Annotated in this window: 14 protein-coding genes and 1 pseudogene; 13 read left to right on the plus strand and 2 right to left on the minus strand. The window is 69.5% G+C overall.

The window, feature by feature from the left end; translation table 11 throughout:
- Positions 1–82: 82 nt before the first annotated feature.
- Positions 83–337: pseudogene (locus tag Q0937_RS17720) on the minus strand (hypothetical protein); the annotation flags it as partial.
- 389 nt (positions 338–726) lie between these two features.
- Here Q0937_RS17720 and Q0937_RS17725 point away from each other — a divergent pair.
- From Q0937_RS17725 to Q0937_RS17780, 12 genes are all read left to right on the plus strand, one after another.
- Complete coding sequence (locus Q0937_RS17725; protein WP_299306318.1) at positions 727–1,332, plus strand: 50S ribosomal protein L25/general stress protein Ctc; 606 nt, start codon at positions 727–729, stop codon at positions 1,330–1,332.
- Between the two features lie 304 nt (positions 1,333–1,636).
- Positions 1,637–2,251 (plus strand): aminoacyl-tRNA hydrolase, encoded by a 615-nt coding sequence (gene pth / locus Q0937_RS17730; protein WP_299306320.1) that lies wholly within the window; start codon positions 1,637–1,639, stop codon positions 2,249–2,251.
- On the plus strand, positions 2,248–5,850 hold the full coding sequence (gene mfd / locus Q0937_RS17735; RefSeq protein WP_299306321.1) for a transcription-repair coupling factor: 3,603 nt from the start codon (positions 2,248–2,250) through the stop codon (positions 5,848–5,850). Before pth ends, mfd begins: the two co-directional genes overlap by 4 nt.
- 124 nt (positions 5,851–5,974) lie before the next feature.
- A complete protein-coding gene (locus tag Q0937_RS17740) occupies positions 5,975–6,781 on the plus strand; it encodes a MazG nucleotide pyrophosphohydrolase domain-containing protein (protein ID WP_299306323.1) in 807 nt (268 codons plus the stop codon).
- Positions 6,782–6,847: 66 nt separating this feature from the next.
- The gene (gene eno, locus Q0937_RS17745; protein WP_299306325.1) at positions 6,848–8,131 is read left to right on the plus strand and encodes a phosphopyruvate hydratase; all 1,284 of its coding nucleotides are present in this window, start codon (positions 6,848–6,850) and stop codon (positions 8,129–8,131) included.
- Between the two features lie 30 nt (positions 8,132–8,161).
- Positions 8,162–8,851 (plus strand): septum formation initiator family protein, encoded by a 690-nt coding sequence (locus Q0937_RS17750; protein WP_299306327.1) that lies wholly within the window; start codon positions 8,162–8,164, stop codon positions 8,849–8,851.
- Positions 8,848–9,393: a DUF501 domain-containing protein gene (locus Q0937_RS17755; RefSeq protein WP_299306329.1), complete on the plus strand. Its 546-nt coding sequence runs from the start codon at positions 8,848–8,850 to the stop codon at positions 9,391–9,393. Before Q0937_RS17750 ends, Q0937_RS17755 begins: the two co-directional genes overlap by 4 nt.
- Positions 9,390–10,343: an exopolyphosphatase gene (locus Q0937_RS17760; protein ID WP_299306331.1), complete on the plus strand. Its 954-nt coding sequence runs from the start codon at positions 9,390–9,392 to the stop codon at positions 10,341–10,343. The genes Q0937_RS17755 and Q0937_RS17760 overlap by 4 nt, the downstream gene beginning before the upstream one ends.
- Positions 10,344–10,431: 88 nt before the next feature.
- Entirely contained in the window at positions 10,432–11,805 is a 1,374-nt protein-coding gene (locus tag Q0937_RS17765) for an NAD(P)/FAD-dependent oxidoreductase (protein WP_299306333.1), read from the plus strand.
- Positions 11,806–12,039: 234 nt separating this feature from the next.
- Complete coding sequence (nagB, locus tag Q0937_RS17770) at positions 12,040–12,840, plus strand: glucosamine-6-phosphate deaminase (RefSeq protein WP_299306335.1); 801 nt, start codon at positions 12,040–12,042, stop codon at positions 12,838–12,840.
- Positions 12,841–12,892: 52 nt separating this feature from the next.
- Positions 12,893–14,398, plus strand: a complete 1,506-nt coding sequence (locus Q0937_RS17775; RefSeq protein WP_299306336.1) for an NCS2 family permease — start codon at positions 12,893–12,895, stop codon at positions 14,396–14,398.
- Positions 14,399–14,490: 92 nt separating this feature from the next.
- Complete coding sequence (locus Q0937_RS17780) at positions 14,491–14,946, plus strand: MarR family winged helix-turn-helix transcriptional regulator (RefSeq protein ID WP_299306338.1); 456 nt, start codon at positions 14,491–14,493, stop codon at positions 14,944–14,946.
- Positions 14,947–15,066: 120 nt separating this feature from the next.
- Here Q0937_RS17780 and serC read toward each other — a convergent pair whose 3' ends face one another.
- The gene (gene serC / locus Q0937_RS17785) at positions 15,067–16,230 is read right to left on the minus strand and encodes a phosphoserine transaminase (protein WP_299306340.1); all 1,164 of its coding nucleotides are present in this window, start codon (positions 16,228–16,230) and stop codon (positions 15,067–15,069) included.
- Positions 16,231–16,356: 126 nt separating this feature from the next.
- Here serC and Q0937_RS17790 point away from each other — a divergent pair, with 126 nt between their 5' ends.
- Positions 16,357–17,055 carry a demethylmenaquinone methyltransferase gene (locus tag Q0937_RS17790; RefSeq protein ID WP_299306342.1) on the plus strand — a complete coding sequence of 233 codons (699 nt, stop codon included), beginning with the start codon at positions 16,357–16,359 and terminating at the stop codon, positions 17,053–17,055.
- The last annotated feature ends 336 nt before the right edge of the window (positions 17,056–17,391 follow it).

Below are 17,391 nucleotides of genomic sequence, written 5' to 3' on the forward strand. Positions count from 1 at the left end.
CCGCCGCACCATCCCAGGCCTCCTCGCCTCGAGCCCCCACCGACCGGGAGTGTTGCTACGACGCTATGACACCACCGACCTGTGCGAAGGGATTCCCTCCCTCGATCGATCCGCCGAGGAACCCACTGGTGGGGGATCCGCCGTTCAGCCAGGATTTCTCGGTGGGGGTGGAGAAGCCCAGCCCGAAGGTCTTGTCGAGGAAGGCCCAGAGGAAGGTGAAGCCGACCATGAGTCGTGTGAGGCCGAGGACCGTGTAGCCCCATCCCTTCTTCTCGGTGCCGGTGGTTGCGTCTGCGGCGGCGGGGACAGTGACACGAGTGGCGGGGAGGGCAGACACGGGAGATGCCTTTCGGTGGGTGACCCTGCGAACGGGTCGTGTGGAAGTGACAAGAAAAGAGTAGGTCGGCCAGACAGCTCTGCCCGGGGACCTAGGTCACCAATCCACTGCTCTGACCTGCAAGGACGTAGGTCCCGACGGCTGCTGCGCGGCTGTGGAGCGTGTGAAGGGCCCGTGCCGAGCAGGGCCGCGCCCACGGAAGTGCGGCGCCCCTCACTCGGGAGGGGCGTGCGGGCCCCGTGCGTGCTAATCTCACCGGGTCACTTCGGCGAGGGAGCGGGCCAAGGCCCCTCCGTGATCGACGCGGTGCGGAGAACTGGGAGCCTGTGCCCCCTGTGCCCCGTGGCGTCGCTCATCGTCGAGCCACACGTATCCACGAGGAGCACCCCATGGCTGAGAAGCTGAACGTCGAACTGCGCGAGGACTTCGGCAAGGGCGCCGCGCGCCGCCTGCGCACCCAGAGCCTGGTTCCCGCCGTCCTGTACGGCCACGGCGAGGCACCCCTCCACCTCTCCCTGCCCGGCCACGCCACCGCCCTGGCCGCCCGTAACCCCAACGCGCTGCTCGAGCTCCAGCTCGCCGACGGCACCACGCACCTCGCGCTGATCAAGGAGATCCAGCGTCACCCGCTCAAGCGCTCCCTGAACCACCTCGACCTGATCACCGTCCGCAAGGGCGAGAAGGTCGAGGTCGAGATCCCGGTCGTCCTCACCGGTGAGCCCGTCGCGCCCGCCGCCGCGTTCGTCGACCTGCAGACCCTCACCCTCCTGGTCGACGCGCTCAACGTTCCGCAGGAGGTCGAGGTCTCGGTCGAGGGCACCGAGGACGGCTACCAGCTGTTCGCCGGCGACGTCACCCTGCCGGGCGACGCCGAGCTGGTCACCGACGCCGAGATCCTGGTCGCCTCCGTGCAGCTCCCGCGCGTCGAAGAGGAGTCCGACGAGGACTCCGAGGGCGAGCAGGCCGCTGCCGAGGAGTCCTCCGAGCAGGAGTGACCTCTCGGAGCGGGCGCAGCCGGCACTGTGCCGCTGTTCCCGCTCCGTTGCTCACACCCCAGGGACCGGGGCGTCGCGCTGTGCGCGGCGCCCCGGTACTGTGTCCGGGGTCGTGCGCTCTGCCTCGTCGGGAGCTCGTCTCGTGTCGAGCGCACTCCGGCGGACGGCATCGAGCGCCGACCCCGAACAGGCCTGAACAGACCTGAACGGACCTGAACGGACCTGAGAAGTGAGGCCGGCAGCTGCGGCCGATACACGTCACCAGCAGCACGCCGCAGCGACGAGCAGCAGCAAGGAGAAGCTCATGACCGCCAGCGAACACCGGCCAGGCCCCTATCTGGTGGTGGGTCTCGGAAACCCGGGCCCGAAGTATGCCGCGACCCGCCACAACGTCGGGCAGATGGTCCTGGACCACATCGCGGACGCCGGCGGCGGTCGCTTCACCGCGGCCCGTCGAGCCCAGGCTGTCGTCCTCGAGGGACGGCTCGGCCTCCCCGGCGCTGACGAGCGGGTCATCCTCGCCAAGACCACCACCTACATGAACGTCTCCGGCGGCCCGGTGAAAGCGTTGGCCGCCTACTACGACATCGCCCCTGAACAGGTGGTCGTGGTGCATGACGAGGTCGACATCCCCGCAGGCGCCCTCCGCCTCAAGCGCGGCGGCGGCGAGGGCGGCCACAACGGTCTGCGCGACATCACCAAGGCCCTGGGCACCAAGGACTACCTGCGGGTGCGAGTCGGCGTGGGCCGGCCCCCCGGCAGTCGAGACACCGCCGATCACGTGCTCGCCCCCTTCAGCTCCACCGAGCGCAAGACCCTCGAGCTCCTGATCTCCGAGGCGGCCGACGCCGTCGAGTCCGTCATCCTCGAGGGTCTCACCGCCGCGCAGCAGCGCTTCCACTCCCGAGAGGTCCGATGACCACCCAGACCACCGCCCCCGTCCAGACCGCCCAGCGGCCCCCGCTGCGGCCGCTCCTGGACCAGCTCTCCGCCGGCCGGGACCTCACCGCAGTCCGTGAGCTGATCGCCGCAGGGTCCGAGAGCGGCGACGGCGGCAGCATCGTCGCTGCCACCGGCCTGTTCCCCTTCCTGGTCGCCGACCTGGCACAGCAGGCGAGCGCCGAACATCCCCTGGTCGTGGTCACCGCCACCACCCGGGCCACCGAGGATCTGCGGGCGGCGCTGACGGCCCTGGTCGGCACCGAGCACCTCGCTGAGCTGCCGGCCTGGGAGACCCTGCCGCACGAGCGGCTCTCCCCGCGGGCAGACACGGTCGCCAAGCGCCTCGCCACCCTGCGACGCATCGCGCATCCCGAGACCGAGGTCCCGGTCCACGTGCTGCTGATGCCGGTGCGCTCTCTGCTGCAGCCCATCGCCACCGGGCTCGGCGACCTGCAGCCGGTGCGCGCCCGCGTGGGGGAGACCTACCCCCTCGAAGACCTCGAGCGCGATCTCGTCGACGCCGCTTACGTGCGCGTCGACATGGTCGAGAAACGCGGCGAGTTCGCCGTCCGCGGCGGCATCCTCGACGTCTTCCCGCCCACCGAGCCGCATCCGGTCCGCGTGGACCTCTTCGGCGACGAGATCGACGACGTCCGCTACTTCTCCATCGCCGATCAGCGCTCTCTGGACCCCGCCCCACGGGGACTCGATGCCCCGCCCTGCCGCGAGATCCTGCTGACCCCCGCGGTGCGGGAGCGTGCCCGCGCTCGGGCCGAAGAGCTGCCCGGGGTGCGGGACCTGCTGCTGAGGATCGCCGACGGCATCGCCGCCGACGGCATGGAGTCCCTCAGCCCGGTGCTCGTGGGCGAGATGGAGCAGGTCGCCGATGTGCTCCCCGCCGGGGCCCGGTTCCTCATCGTCGACCCCGAGAAGGCCCGAGGCCGAGCCGACGAGCTGGTCGCGACCACCGATGAGTTCCTCGCCGCGGCCTGGTCCAGCGCCGCCGCCGGTGGTGGGCTCCCGATCGACGTGGGCGCGGCGAGCTTCGTGCCGCTCTCCGAGGCCAAGGGCCACGCCCGCGAGGGCGGCCGCCCCTGGTTCACCCTCGCCGCCTTCGGGCTGGACACCGATGTCGACGTCACCACCGCATCGACCACCCATCCCGGCTACTCCGGCAAGCCCGGCGATGCTGCGAAGGATCTCGAGCGCCGGCGCCTCGAGGGCTGGTCGGTCATCTCCACCATGGTCGGCCCCGGCGGTGCCCGCCACGCCGCCGAGAACCTCCGCGGTGAAGGGCTGCCCGCGGTCTATGCCGCCGATCTCGAGGCACCTGTCGCCCCTGGCGAGGCCGTGGTCACCGTGGGCCCCTTCATTGAGGGCCTGGTCGACGAGGAGCTGAAGCTCGTGCTCACCTCCGAGCGCGACCTCACCGGCAAGTCCGGAGCACGACGCGGCGAGGAGCGGAAGATGCCCTCGCGACGTCGCAACGTCGTGGATCCGCTCCAGCTCCGCCCCGGGGACCACGTGGTCCATGCCCACCACGGGGTGGGCAAGTTCGTGGAGATGACCAGCCGCGCCGTCGGCACCGGGGCCAAGCGCACCACCCGCGAGTACCTCGTCATCGAATACGCGGCCTCGAAGAAGGGTCAGCCCGGGGACCGGCTCTACGTCCCCAGCGACCAGCTCGACCAGGTCACCAAGTACGTCGGCGGCGAGGACCCCAGCGTCAACCGCATGGGAGGCGCCGACTGGGCCAAGACGAAGTCGAAGGCCCGTCGGGCGATTCGCGAGATCGCCGACGAGCTGGTGCGGCTGTACTCGGCCCGGCAGTCCGCGCCCGGCCATGCCTTCGGCCCCGACACCCCGTGGCAGCGTGAGCTCGAGGACTCCTTCGAGTTCGTCGAGACCCCTGATCAGCTCTCCACCATCGAGGACGTCAAGCGCGATATGGAGAAGTCGGTCCCGATGGATCGTCTGATCCTCGGCGACGTGGGCTACGGCAAGACGGAGATCGCGGTGCGCGCCGCCTTCAAGGCCGTCCAGGACGGCAAGCAGGTCGCCATCCTCGCTCCCACCACCCTGCTCGCCCAGCAGCATCTGGACACCTTCACCGAGCGCTACACCGGATTCCCCGTCACCGTGCGCGGACTCTCCCGCTTCCAGAACCCTGCGGATTCCAAGGCCACCGTCGAAGGTGTCGCCGACGGCACCGTCGATGTCGTCATCGGCACCCACCGCCTGCTCACCGGGCAGGTGCGCTTCAAGGACCTCGGGCTGCTGATCGTCGACGAGGAGCAGCGTTTCGGCGTCGAGCACAAGGAGACGCTCAAGGCGCTGCGCACGAACGTCGACGTGCTCTCCATGTCCGCGACCCCGATCCCGCGCACCCTCGAAATGGCCGTCACCGGCATCCGCGAGATGTCGATCCTGGCCACCCCGCCGGAGGAACGCCACCCGGTGCTCACCTACGTCGGCGCCCAGGAGGACAAACAGGTCACCGCGGCGATCCGCCGCGAGCTGCTGCGCGACGGCCAGGTCTTCTACATCCACAACCGGGTCGAGGACATCGATCGCGTCGCCGCTCACCTCCGGGAGCTGGTGCCCGACGCCCGGGTGCAGGTCGCCCACGGCAAGATGAACGAGCACCAGCTCGAACGGGTGATCGTCGACTTCTGGGAACGGGACTTCGATGTGCTGGTGTGCACCACCATCGTCGAGACCGGGCTGGACATCGCCAATGCCAACACCCTCATCGTCGAGCACGCCGACAAGTTCGGGCTCTCCCAGCTGCATCAGCTGCGCGGCCGGGTCGGCCGTTCGAGCGAGCGCGCCTACTCGTACTTCCTGTACAACGCGACCAAGCCGCTCACCGAGCTCGCCCATGACCGCCTGACCACCCTGGCCACCAACACCGACCTCGGTGCCGGCATGAAGGTCGCGATGAAGGACCTCGAGATCCGCGGCGCCGGCAACCTCCTCGGCGGTGAGCAGTCCGGCCACATCGCCGGGGTCGGCTTCGACCTGTACGTGCGGATGGTGGGGGAGGCCGTGGCCGCCTTCCGCGGCGAGGGCAAGGCGCCGGAGAAGGAGATCCGGGTGGAGCTCCCGCTGGACGCCCACATCCCGCACGACTACATCGGCTCCGAGCGGCTGCGCCTCGAGGCGTACTCCAAGCTCTCCGCCGTGCGGGAGGTCGCCGAGATCGACCAGATCCGTGCCGAGCTCACCGATCGCTATGGCGCACCGCCGGCGTCCGTGGAGGTGCTGCTGGATGTCGCCCGGTTCCGGATCGACGCCCGCGCCGCCGGGGTCGACGAGATCCTGGCCCAGGGCAAGATGATCCGCTTCGCCCATCTCGAGGTGCTCGATTCCGCGGCGATGCGCATGAAGCGGCTCTACCCGGGAACCCTGCTCAAGCCCGCCACCCGGCAGGTGCTGGTGCCCCGGCCGATGACTTCTCGTCTCGGCGGCACGGAGCTGCGGGACCATGAGCTGCTGGACTGGTCGCGCGAGATCCTGCGCACGCTGGTCCCGGCGGCGGCGGAGGAGATCACGTCCCGGGCCTCGGCGAAGTAGCCTCGCACCTGTGAACCGACCACGGCAGTCGTCAGTGCCCGCACAACCAGCGGACGAGCAGGCAGTGCCCGCACATCCAGGGCCCGAACAGGCAGTGCCCGCACGTCCAGAGCGCGAGCAGGCAGTGCCCCGACAGCCGGAGTCCGCGCACCGGACGAGTGAGCTCACCGCCCCGGCTCCCCGGGACACGGCGCTGCTGCGGGCGGTCGCGGTGATGGATGCGCTGCGAGCGCCCGACGGGGACGCCTGGACGCATCAGCAGACCCATGCCTCGCTGGCCCGGTACCTCCTCGAGGAGACCCACGAGGTCCTCGAGGTGATCGACGATCCCGCCGCCCACGGTCCCGGGGCGCTCGCGGACGAGCTCGGTGACCTGCTGTTCCAGATCCTCTTCCACGCCAGGGTCGGGCAGGAGGAGGATCCTCCGTGGGATCTCGGTGACGTCGCCCGGGCCTTCGTCGCGAAGATGGAGCGGCGCAACCCCCACGTCTTCGGAGACCGGGCCGAGCAGGCGCTCCAGGATCCCGCGGACGTCGACCAGATCATCGCCCAGTGGCATGCGGTGAAGGCCGCGGAGAACGCCGAGCACGGGCGCCGACGCAAGGGCTGGTTCGACGGCCTCCCCGCACAGCTGCCCGCTCTGCAGAGCGCCGCGAAGGTGGTGCACCGGGCCCGGTCCGAGGGTCGTCTCGAGGAGCTGTTGGCCACCGCCGATGAGGCAGCCGAGGCAGAGGATGCCGGGAGCTGGGGAGCGGATCTCTCGCGAGCGCTGCTGGATCTGGTGGTGGTCGCCGAATCCCGCGACGATGACCCGGAGACCGCTCTGCGCGCCCTGCTCACCAGGACCCGGACGCTCCTCGCGGCGGACGGGGACTCGGCGCAGGACGCAACCGGGGGCACCCGGGAGCGTGAAGCGGGAGGCACGGCCTAGACTGTCCGGTGGACGGTCAGCGCCGACCGGACGTGACGGAACATCACCCGACGGAAGGAACAGCCCATGGCAGCCCTGATCGATGCCCTGCACGCCCGCGAGATCCTCGACTCCCGAGGAAATCCCACCGTCGAGGTGGAGATCCTGCTCGATGACGGCACGTTCGCCCGCGCCGCGGTCCCCTCCGGCGCCTCCACCGGCGCCTTCGAGGCCGTTGAGCGTCGCGACGGCGACAAGTCCCGCTACCTGGGCAAGGGCGTCCTGGACGCCGTCGCCGCAGTGGTCGCCGACATCCAGCCGAAGATCCTGGGCATGGATGTCCAGGAGCAGCGTGCGATCGACGCCGCGATGCTCGAGCTCGACGGCACCGAGAACAAGGGTGCCGTCGGTGCCAACGCGATCCTCGGCGTCTCGCTCGCCGTCGCCCGCGCCGCCGCGGACTCCGCCGGCATCCCGCTGTACCAGTACGTCGGCGGTCCGAACGCCCACATCCTGCCGGTGCCGATGATGAACATCCTCAACGGCGGCTCGCACGCGGACTCCAACGTCGACATCCAGGAGTTCATGATCGCTCCGATCGGCGCGGAGACCTTCTCCGAGGCGATGCGCGTCGGCGCCGAGGTGTACCACGCGCTGAAGTCCGTGCTCAAGGAGCGCGGGCTGGCCACGGGCCTCGGCGACGAGGGCGGCTTCGCGCCGAACCTCGACTCGAACCGTGCCGCTCTCGACCTCATCGTCGAGGCCATCGGCAAGGCAGGCTTCGAGGTCGGCACCGAGGTCGCACTCGCGCTCGACGTCGCCGCCTCCGAGTTCTACCAGGACGGCTCCTACACCTTCGAGGGCGCCCAGAAGAGCGCCGCCGAGATGGTCGAGTACTACGCCGAGCTCGTCGACGCGTACCCGCTGGTCTCCATCGAGGACCCGCTGGATGAGGACGACTGGGAGGGCTGGAAGGCCATGACCGATCGTCTCGGCGCCAAGACCCAGCTCGTGGGCGACGACCTCTTCGTCACCAACCCCGAGCGTCTCAGCCGCGGCATCACCGAGGGCTCCGCGAACGCGCTGCTGGTGAAGGTCAACCAGATCGGCTCGCTCTCCGAGACCCTGGACGCCGTGGATCTCGCGCACCGCGCAGGCTTCACCGCGATGATGTCCCACCGCTCCGGCGAGACCGAGGACACCACCATCGCCGACCTCGCCGTGGCCACCAACTGCGGCCAGATCAAGTCGGGCGCCCCCGCCCGTGGCGAGCGCGTGGCGAAGTACAACCAGCTGCTGCGCATCGAGGAGGAGCTGGGTGAGGCAGCTCGCTACGCCGGCGCCTCCGCCTTCCCGCGTTTCACCGCCTGAGTCCTCAGCTCGAGGTTGTAGCCTCGAGCCATGACCAGCAGACGACCGGGCGCCCCGCGATCGACGAGGCGCCCGGTCGCCGCGTCCGGGGCCCGGCGGCCGGGCGCGCGGGCCTCCTCGCGTCCCGCCGCCGCCACCTCGCGCACGGCGTCGAAGAAGGCCGCACAGCCGCGTTCACGAGGCCCGGTCGCGGCCTCTCGACCGGCCGCCGGCAGCAGTGCAGGGGGCCCTGCGGAGGAGGGTCCCGGGATCACCATCACCCGGCGCACCCTCGCCCTGGTGGCGCTCGTGGTCGTCGCCCTGGCCGCACTGGTGCCCACGGTCAACTCCTATGTCGCCCAGCGCCAGCAGCTCTCCGAGCTGAGCGCACAGGTCTCGCAGCAGGAGCAGCAGGTCGAGGATCTGCGCACCCAGGTCGCCCGCTGGGAGGACCCGGCCTATGTCGCCGCCCGCGCCCGTGAGCGCCTGCTGTTCGCGATGCCCGGGGAGACCCAGTACCGCCTCACCGACACCTCCGGCCAGGATGTGCCGCTGACCGAGGCCGAGCAGGCCCAGGAAGCCGCGAAGGAGGGCGAGTGGTTCTCCGTCCTCTGGGAGAGCGTGGAGGGCTCCAGCCGCCTGACCGCCGATGACATCCCCGATGAGACGGGATCGACCGACGACGACGTCTCCGAGCAGGACCCCGCCGACGACACCACCGACCAGGATCCCGATCAGTGACAACACTTTCCCCTCTGCCCTTCGAGACCCCGACCACCGCGCATGACCTCGAGGTCATGCGCGAGCAGCTCGGCCGCGACATGCGCGGGGTGGTCTCCATCGCCCGCCGCTGCGGCTGCGGTCGTCCCGCGGTGGTGCGCACCGCGCCGCGCCTCGAGGACGGGACGCCCTTCCCGACCTCCCTCTATCTCACGCTGCCCTGGCTCACCCTCGAGCTCTCCCGGCTCGAGGCCACGGGACTGATGACCGACCTCACCGAGCAGCTGGCCCAGGACGAGGCCCTCTCGAACGCCTATCTGTCCGCCCACGAGCGATACCTCGCCCGTCGCGAGGAGCTCGGTGACGCCGAGGAGGTCCATCACGTCAGCGCCGGCGGGATGCCGACCCGTGTGAAGTGCCTCCACGCGCTCGCAGGGCAGGCCCTCGCGGAGGGTCCGGGCGTCAACCCGGTCGCCGACCTCGTGCTGTCGCGCATCGACGGCGCGATCGAAGTGCGCTGCCGCTGCGGAGCTGGCCCGGCTGAGCCGGCGGAGATCGGATGAGCGCGCCTGTCGCCGCGATCGATTGCGGCACGAACTCGATCCGTCTGCTGATCGCTCGCCGCGACGAGGCCTCCGGTGAGATGGTCGACCTCGAGCGGCAGCTGGAGATGGTGCGACTCGGCCTCGGCGTGGACCGGACCGGACAGTTCGACCCGGTCGCGGTGGAGCGCACCCTGGAGGCCGCACGCCGGTACCGGACCCTGATCGATCACCATGGCGTCACGCGTCAGGAGATCCGCTTCGTCGCGACCTCGGCGACCCGCGATGCCGCCAATCGTGACCTGTTCATCGACGGCATCCGCGAGATCCTCGGGGTGGAAGCCGAGGTCATCAGCGGTCAGGAGGAGGCGGCGCTCTCCTTCCGCGGCGCAGTCAGCACCGTGCAGGGCCTGCCTGCAGGTCCTCGGCTGGTGGTCGACATCGGCGGCGGGTCCACGGAGCTGGTGCTCGGCACAGAGACCCCGACCCACCGCATCAGCATGGACATCGGCTCGGTCCGCATGACGGAGCGTCACCTGCACTCGGACCCGCCCACGGCGGTCGAGATCGCTGCGGCGACAGCGGATATCGACGCTCATCTCGACGCTGCTGAAGCGGCGGTGCCATGGCAGCGCACCGCAGCACTGGTCGGTGTCGCCGGAACAGTGACGACCGTCACTGCCGTGGCCACGGGAATCCAGGACTATCGTCCCGACGTCACCCACGGCGCCAGGCTGCCGATCGATCAGGTCGAGTCGACCTGCCGCTCCCTGCTCGCAGAGACCAGGCAGCAGCGCTCCCTCCGATCGGTCATCCATCCAGGTCGCATCGATGTGATCGGGGCCGGGGCCCTGATCTGGTCCCGGATCATGACCCGGGTGGCAGCTGCCGCAGCGATCAGCGAGACGCGCACCAGCGAGCACGACATCCTCGACGGGATCGCCCTGGACCTGCTCGACGCGGTGCCCTGAGCCCTCCACGGAGCCTGGACACGCCGCGGATCGCCCATTTCGTCTCATCCTTTTTGTCTCCGGGGCCGGACGGTTCTAGGCTGGGGGTATGACCAACACTTTCGGCGGTAAGCCCCATGTCCTCATCCTCGGCGGTGGTTCCGTCGGTCTGACGACCGCGTCCGAGCTGCGCAAGACCCTCGGCGCTGAGGTCGCGATCACGGTCGTCGACCCGCGCCCGTATATGACGTACGCGCCCTTCCTCCCCGAGGTCGGCGCGGGCAGCATCCACCCGCGCGACGTCCTGGCGCCCCTGCGGAAGGTGCTCCCCGGCGCGAAGGTCGTCACCGGCGCGGTGTCCGCCATCCGCAGTGCTGAGAAGAACGTCGTGGTGGACCTGGACGAGGGCGAGAAGCTCGAGATCGCCTATGACTACCTCGTCGTCGGTCTCGGTGCCGTGCCGCGCCTGCTGCCCATCCCGGGCCTGGCAGAGAACGCGATCGGCTTCAAGCAGGTCGAGGAAGCCGCCGCTGTGCGCGACCGCATCCTCGGGAACCTCGCCGAAGCGGCGTCCACCAAGGACCCGGCAGTGCGCAAGCGCCTGCTCACCTTCACCTTCATCGGTGGCGGCTTCGCCGGTGGCGAGGCTGTCGCCGAAACCGAGGACATGGTCCGCGACGCATTGCGCTACTACCCCGACCTGCACGCCTCGGACATTCGCTTCGTGCTCGTCGACGGCGCGCCGTTCATCTTCCCCGAGCTCACCGCGGACCAGCGCGCCTACGTCCTCAACCAGCTGCGCGAGCGCGGCATCGAGGTCAAGCTCGAGACCTTCCTGAACTCCGCGGAGAACGGCGTGATCAAGACCAGCGACGGCGACGAGTTCGAGACCGATCTGCTGGTCTGGAACGCCGGTGTGAAGCCTGCTCCGGTGCTCTCGGACTCCGAGGTCTCCGACCTTCCCGTCGTCACCGAGCGCGGCCCGCTGATGGGCAAGCTCGAGGCGCTCGCGGACCTGCGCGTCAACGGCGTCGACGGCCCGCTGGACGACGTCTTCACCGCCGGCGACTGCGCCGCGGTGCCGGATCTCGCCTCGGGCGAGGGCAAGTTCTGCCCGCCCAACGCTCAGCACGCGGTTCGTCAGGGCAAGCGCGTGGCGGACAACATCGCGCGCTCCGTGCAGGGTCGTCCACTCGTGGACTACTACCACAAGAACCTCGGCGTCATGGCGACCCTCGGCATGTACAAGGGCGTCGGCCGCCTGCAGCTGGGCGAGAAGGAGCTCGACATCCGCGGCCTCCCGGCCTGGGTGATGGCCCGCTCGTACCACGTGTACGCGATGCCGACCCTCGGTCGCAAGGCGTCCGTCGTCGCGGGCTGGGCGACCAACCTGATCTCCCGCCGCGACATCATCGGGATCCCGCAGACCGAGACCCCGCGCGCCGCCTTCGAGTTCGCCGCGAACTCCGGCAAGAAGAAGTGAGCCGAGCGGGCCGCTCCTGCTGAGCGGGCCCGCCCCGGCAGAGAACACGACGACGCTGCCGCACACGTGCTGTGCGGCAGCGTCGTCATGTCTGCTGCGTCTCCGTCGTGGCGGGCGGTCGCGCCGCGCACCGGGAGCCGCTCCCTCGGCCGCTATGCTCTGGAGCTTCCGAGAACGCGCAACAACGATCATCAGGAGCGCCCCGAGGCGCACCGGGACGGATGGCAGGACCGTATGGAGATCCACATCGTGGCCGACGCCGAAGCAGGCGCGCAGGTCGTCGCCGACACCTTCGCACGCACGCTCCAGGAAGCCGGCCCCTCCGGTGCCGTGCTGGGCCTGGCCACCGGTTCATCCCCGGTCCCCACCTACACCGAGCTGATCCGTCGGCACCGCGAGGAAGGTCTGTCCTTCGCCGACAGCCGTGCCTTCCTGCTCGACGAGTATGTGGGTCTGCCCGCGGGGCATGATCAGAGCTATCACCGCTTCATCCGTGAGAACTTCACCGAGCAGATCGACATCGACGATGCCGCCGTCGTCTCCCCGAACGGTGCAGCCGCCGACCCGATCGCCGAGGCCGCCTCCTACGACCGCCGGATCGCTGAGGCCGGGGGAGTGGACCTGCAGATCCTGGGCATCGGCTCCAACGGGCACATCGCCTTCAACGAGCCCGGCAGCTCCCTGAACTCCCGCACCCGGGTGGTGGGGCTGACCCGCTCGACCATCACGGACAACTCCCGGTACTTCGACAGCCCCGTCGACGTCCCGGTGAGGGCGCTCAGCCAGGGATTGGGCACGATCCTCGAGGCGCGCAGGATCGTGCTCACCGCGACCGGGGCCAGCAAGGCCGCCGCCGTCGCCCAGCTCATCGAAGGTGCGATCAGCTCACGCTGGCCGGCGACCGTTCTGCAGCTGCACCCGGACGTCGTGGTGGTGGTGGACGAAGCAGCCGCTGCGGAGCTCCAGCTGGCGGATGACTACCGCTACGCCCGCCGTCTGGAGATCGAGAACCCCCTGGACGTGACGCAGGTCTGACACAGGCGAGGCAGGGAGATCCGCAGGGTGCAGGACAGATACGATTCGTCCCATGCAGCAGGCTGATCCCTCGTCCCCCTCCTCGACCACCGGCTCCACGGCCGTGGCACCCCGGTCCGGACTGGACCGCTACTTCAAGATCTCCGAGCGTGGATCCACGCTCAGCAGGGAGATCCGTGGCGGCCTGGTGACCTTCTTCTCGATGTGCTACATCGTGGTGCTGAACCCGTTGATCATCGGCACGGTCCCCGATTCGACCGGCATGTACCTCGGAGGCGGCGCGGAGCCGAACCTTCCCGCAGTCGCCGCCGGCACCGCCCTCATCGCCGGGCTGCTGAGCATCTTCATGGGGGCATGGGCCAAATTCCCGCTGGCCCTCGCCGCGGGGCTGGGCCTGAACGCCTATCTCGCCTATTCCGTGGTGCCGCTGCCGGGTATGACCTGGGGCGGCGCCATGGGCATGGTGCTGATCGAGGGCGTCGTGATCCTGGTGCTGGTGTTCACCGGCTTCCGCAAGGCGGTGTTCGATGCGGTCCCGCCCTTCCTCAAGACGGCCATCGCCGTGGGCATCGGTCTCTTCATCACCTTCCTCGGACTCTTCAACGCCAAGTTCGTCACCACCGCCGCCGGCACCCCGGTGCAGCTGGGCAATGACGGTTCGCTGACCGGCTGGCCCACCTTCGTGTTCGTCACCGGTCTGCTGCTGATGTTCGTGCTCTGGATCCGCAAGGTGCCCGGAGCGATCCTCATCGCGATCGTCACCGCGACCGTCCTCTCGGTCATCATCGAGCGCGTGCTGCACCTCGGCGCCTTCACCGCACCTGACGACTCCGGCGCGGGCAATCCCGGCGGCTGGGCGATGAACGTCCCGGCGATCTCCGAGTTCCCGGTCCAGATGCCCGACTTCGCGACGCTGTTCACGGTGGACCCCATCGGCGGGATCACCGCCGCCGGCGTCATCGGAGCGACGGTCATCGTCTTCTCCCTGCTGCTGGCCGACTTCTTCGACACCATGGGCACGATGGTCGGTGTCGCCTCCGGTGCAGGTCTGGTGAGGGAGGACGGGGACATCCCCCATTCCCAGCGCATCCTGGTCGTCGACTCCGCCGCCGCGATCGCCGGTGGCCTCGGTGGCGTCTCCTCCAACACCAGCTTCGTCGAGTCGACCTCCGGCGTGGCCGAGGGCGCACGCACCGGCATCGCCGCGATCGTGGTCGGTGTCCTCTTCCTGCTCTCGACCTTCCTCTCGCCGCTGGTCGCGATGGTCCCCTACGAGGCGGCCACCCCGGCGCTGGTGATGGTCGGCTTCCTGATGATGACTCAGATCACGGACATCGATTTCACTGATGTCGAGGTCGCGGTGCCCGCCTTCCTCACCATCATCCTGATGCCCTTCGCCTACTCCATCACCGTCGGCATGGGCGCTGGCTTCGTCATGTACGTGCTGATCCGGGTGGTGCGCGGCAAGGCCCGCGAGGTGCACTGGCTGATGTACCTCATCGCTGCGCTCTTCGTCGCGTACTTCCTGCGCGGCGCGATCGAGGGCCTGCTGCTGTGAGCCCAGGCATCGGAGAGGAGAGCGCGCGGGATGCTCAGGATCCTGCGGCTGAGGCGGCTGAGGCGGCTGAGGCGGCTGAGGCGGCTGACGCCGTGGAGCCCGCTGACGCGGCCGGGCTCGCTGAGGTCGCGGAGCTTGCGGCCGAGCTGCAGCGAGTGCTGCTGGTCTCCTCTCGGATCCTGCGCTCCCACACCGCGTCCGAAGCCGTCTCCATCCCGCAGTTCTCGGTGCTGGCTTATCTGCAGCGCGCCGGCGAGTCCACTCCGGGAGCCCTCGCGGACTTCGAACACGTCAGCCCGCCGGTGATGACACGGATCCTGGGACGTCTCGAGGAGGCTGGACTCGTGGGAAGGGCCGCGCATCCCGGCGACGGCCGACAGGTCCGGGTGACGCTGACCGAGGAGGGACTGCAGGTGGTGCTGGCCGGTCGTGAGCAGCGCGACGCCTGGCTTCGCGCCCGACTCGGCGAGGCCACCCCAGAGCAGCGGAACGGAGTGCGCGATGCCTCCACGCTGCTCCGGCAGATCCTGATCCCCCCGCGAGACTGACCCGGCACTGAGGCCGCCGGGGGCCGCCTGCCGGACCACCTGATCCGCCGCCTCTATCGACGACGACGGCCGGACCACCCCTCGGGGGCGGTCCGGCCGTCGCGCTCTGCGGGACGAAGCTCAGGCGGCGCCGGCCGCGTCCAGCACGTGATCGAGCACCGAGATCAGCGCAGCCGTGTCAGCCTCCTCGACCGCCGGGAAGGTGGCGATCCGCAGCTGGTTGCGGCCCAGCTTCCGGTAGGGCTCGATGTCCACCACGCCATGGGCGCGCAGCACCGCGGTGATCGCCGTCGCATCGATGGCCTCGTCCACGTCCAAGGTCGTCACGACCTGGGATCGCGCGGCGGCCTCAGCGACGAAGGGGGTGATCTCATCGCGCCGGCCGGCCCACTCGTGGAGCATCCCGCTGGTGGCCCTGGTCCGTGCATCCGCCCATGCCAAGCCCCCCTGCGCGAGCATCCATTCGATCTGCTCCGCGAGCAGGACGAGGGTCGCGACCGCCGGGGTGTTCAGGGTCTGGTTCTTCCGGGAGTTCTCGATCGCGCTGTTGAGCGACAGGAACGAGGGCGTCCAACGGTCGGTCGCTGTCCCGAGACGCTGCGCGCGATCGATCGCAGCGGGGGAGAGGACGCTGAGCCAGAGGCCTCCATCCGACGCGAACGCCTTCTGCGGGGCGAAGTAGTAGGCGTCCGTCTGGGAGATGTCCACCGCGGCCGCGCCGGCCACCGAGGTCGCATCGACCAGGACCAGCTGCTCGCTTCCTGCGCCGGCAGGGCGCTGCACCGGTGCCATGACTCCCGTGGAGGTCTCGTTGTGGGGCCAGGCGTAGGCGTCGACATCAGGGTTCGCCACTGCTTGGGGCAGGCCTCCGGGCTCGGAGCGCAGGATCTCGGGGTCCTCGAGATGCGGGGCGCCGGCAGCCTCGGAGGCGAACTTCTGCGAGAACTCTCCGAGCACCAGATGCTGCGAGCGACGCTCGATCAGCTCGAACACCGCCACGTCCCAGAACGCGGTGGAGCCGCCGTTGCCGAGCACCACCTCATAGCCCGCGGGAAGGGAGAACAGCTCGGTCAGGCCGGATCGCACCCGACCCACCACGTCCTTGACCGGCGCCTGACGGTGCGAGGTGCCCAGGACCGAGCGCGAGACCGACTGCAGCGCCTTCATCTGCGCCTCACGGATCCGAGAAGGACCGGAGCCGAAGCGGCCGTCGGCCGGGAGCAGCTCCTGCGGGATGGACAGGGAGCTGATGGCTGCGGAGCGTGCTGAGCTGGCATCGGTCATTCGGGTTCTCCTCCTGGGACGGGCCTGGAGCGCCCGACAGGATGGGCGCCCGCCCCATTCTTCCACCGGAGGGCGGATGGGTCGCAGTCGGTCCGCGAGCGACGTCATGCATGGGAAGATCGATGCATGAGCCGTGCCGATCTCGAGAAGCAGCCGTACGACGTCGCGACGATGTTCGATGGCATCGCCAAGCGCTATGACCTGATGAATAACGTCGCCGCCCTGGGACAGGTCGGGATGTGGCGCGCGCTGATGGTCGAAGCGCTCGAGATCGAGCAGGGCGACATGGTGATGGACCTCGCCGCCGGCACCGGAACCTCGACCACCTCGATCGCCCATGCGGGGGCGCGGGTGGTCGCCGCAGACTTCTCCCTCGGGATGATGTCCGAGGGTCGACGCCGAGGAGCTCCGGTGCCCTTCGTGGGGGCCGACGCGCAGCATCTGCCGTTCGCGACGGACTCCTTCGATGCCGCTGTCATCTCCTTCGGACTGCGCAACGTGCAGGAGCCGAGGTTGGCCCTGGAGGAGATGACTCGGGTCGTCAGGCCCGGTGGCCGCATTGTCGTCTGCGAGTTCTCCACCCCGACCTGGAAGCCGTTCCGCACCGTGTACGAGAAGTACCTGCTGCGCGCGCTGCCGGCAGTGGCGGGAAAGGTGGCGACCACCGTCGATGCCTACGAATACCTCGCGGAATCGATCCTGGAATGGCCGGACCAGGAGTCGCTGCGCCGCTGGTTCATCGACGCAGGCCTGTCGAGGACCCAGTACCGGAACCTCAGCGGAGGCATCGTCGCCCTTCATCGCGGAGTCGTGCCCCACCCCTGATCCAGCGGTTCAGGGCAGATGCCCGACCCGGCGCGTGACCAGTACCGGAGCTGCAGTTCGTGGAAAGCTCCGTGACCAGCACGTTCACCGGGCAAGAAGGACCGAGAGGGCGCGTGTGGTCGAGGCCACTTCGGAAATGGTCGTTCTGGCTTGACGGGGGTGCGCGGGGCCCGTAATGTTCTTCCTCGTGCCCCGGACAACGGGAACGAGGAACGGCCAGCGTGCCAGACCGAGATTCCCGCACTGACCTGGCACAGAAGGTCTTCCGAGAGGAGATCGCGGCGCGGATCACACCGCAGCGATTTGACTCGGAGAACTGGAAGTTGTAAGTTAGCG

The sequence above is a fragment of the uncultured Brachybacterium sp. genome, from assembly GCF_947500705.1.
GTDB lineage: Bacteria > Actinomycetota > Actinomycetes > Actinomycetales > Dermabacteraceae > Brachybacterium.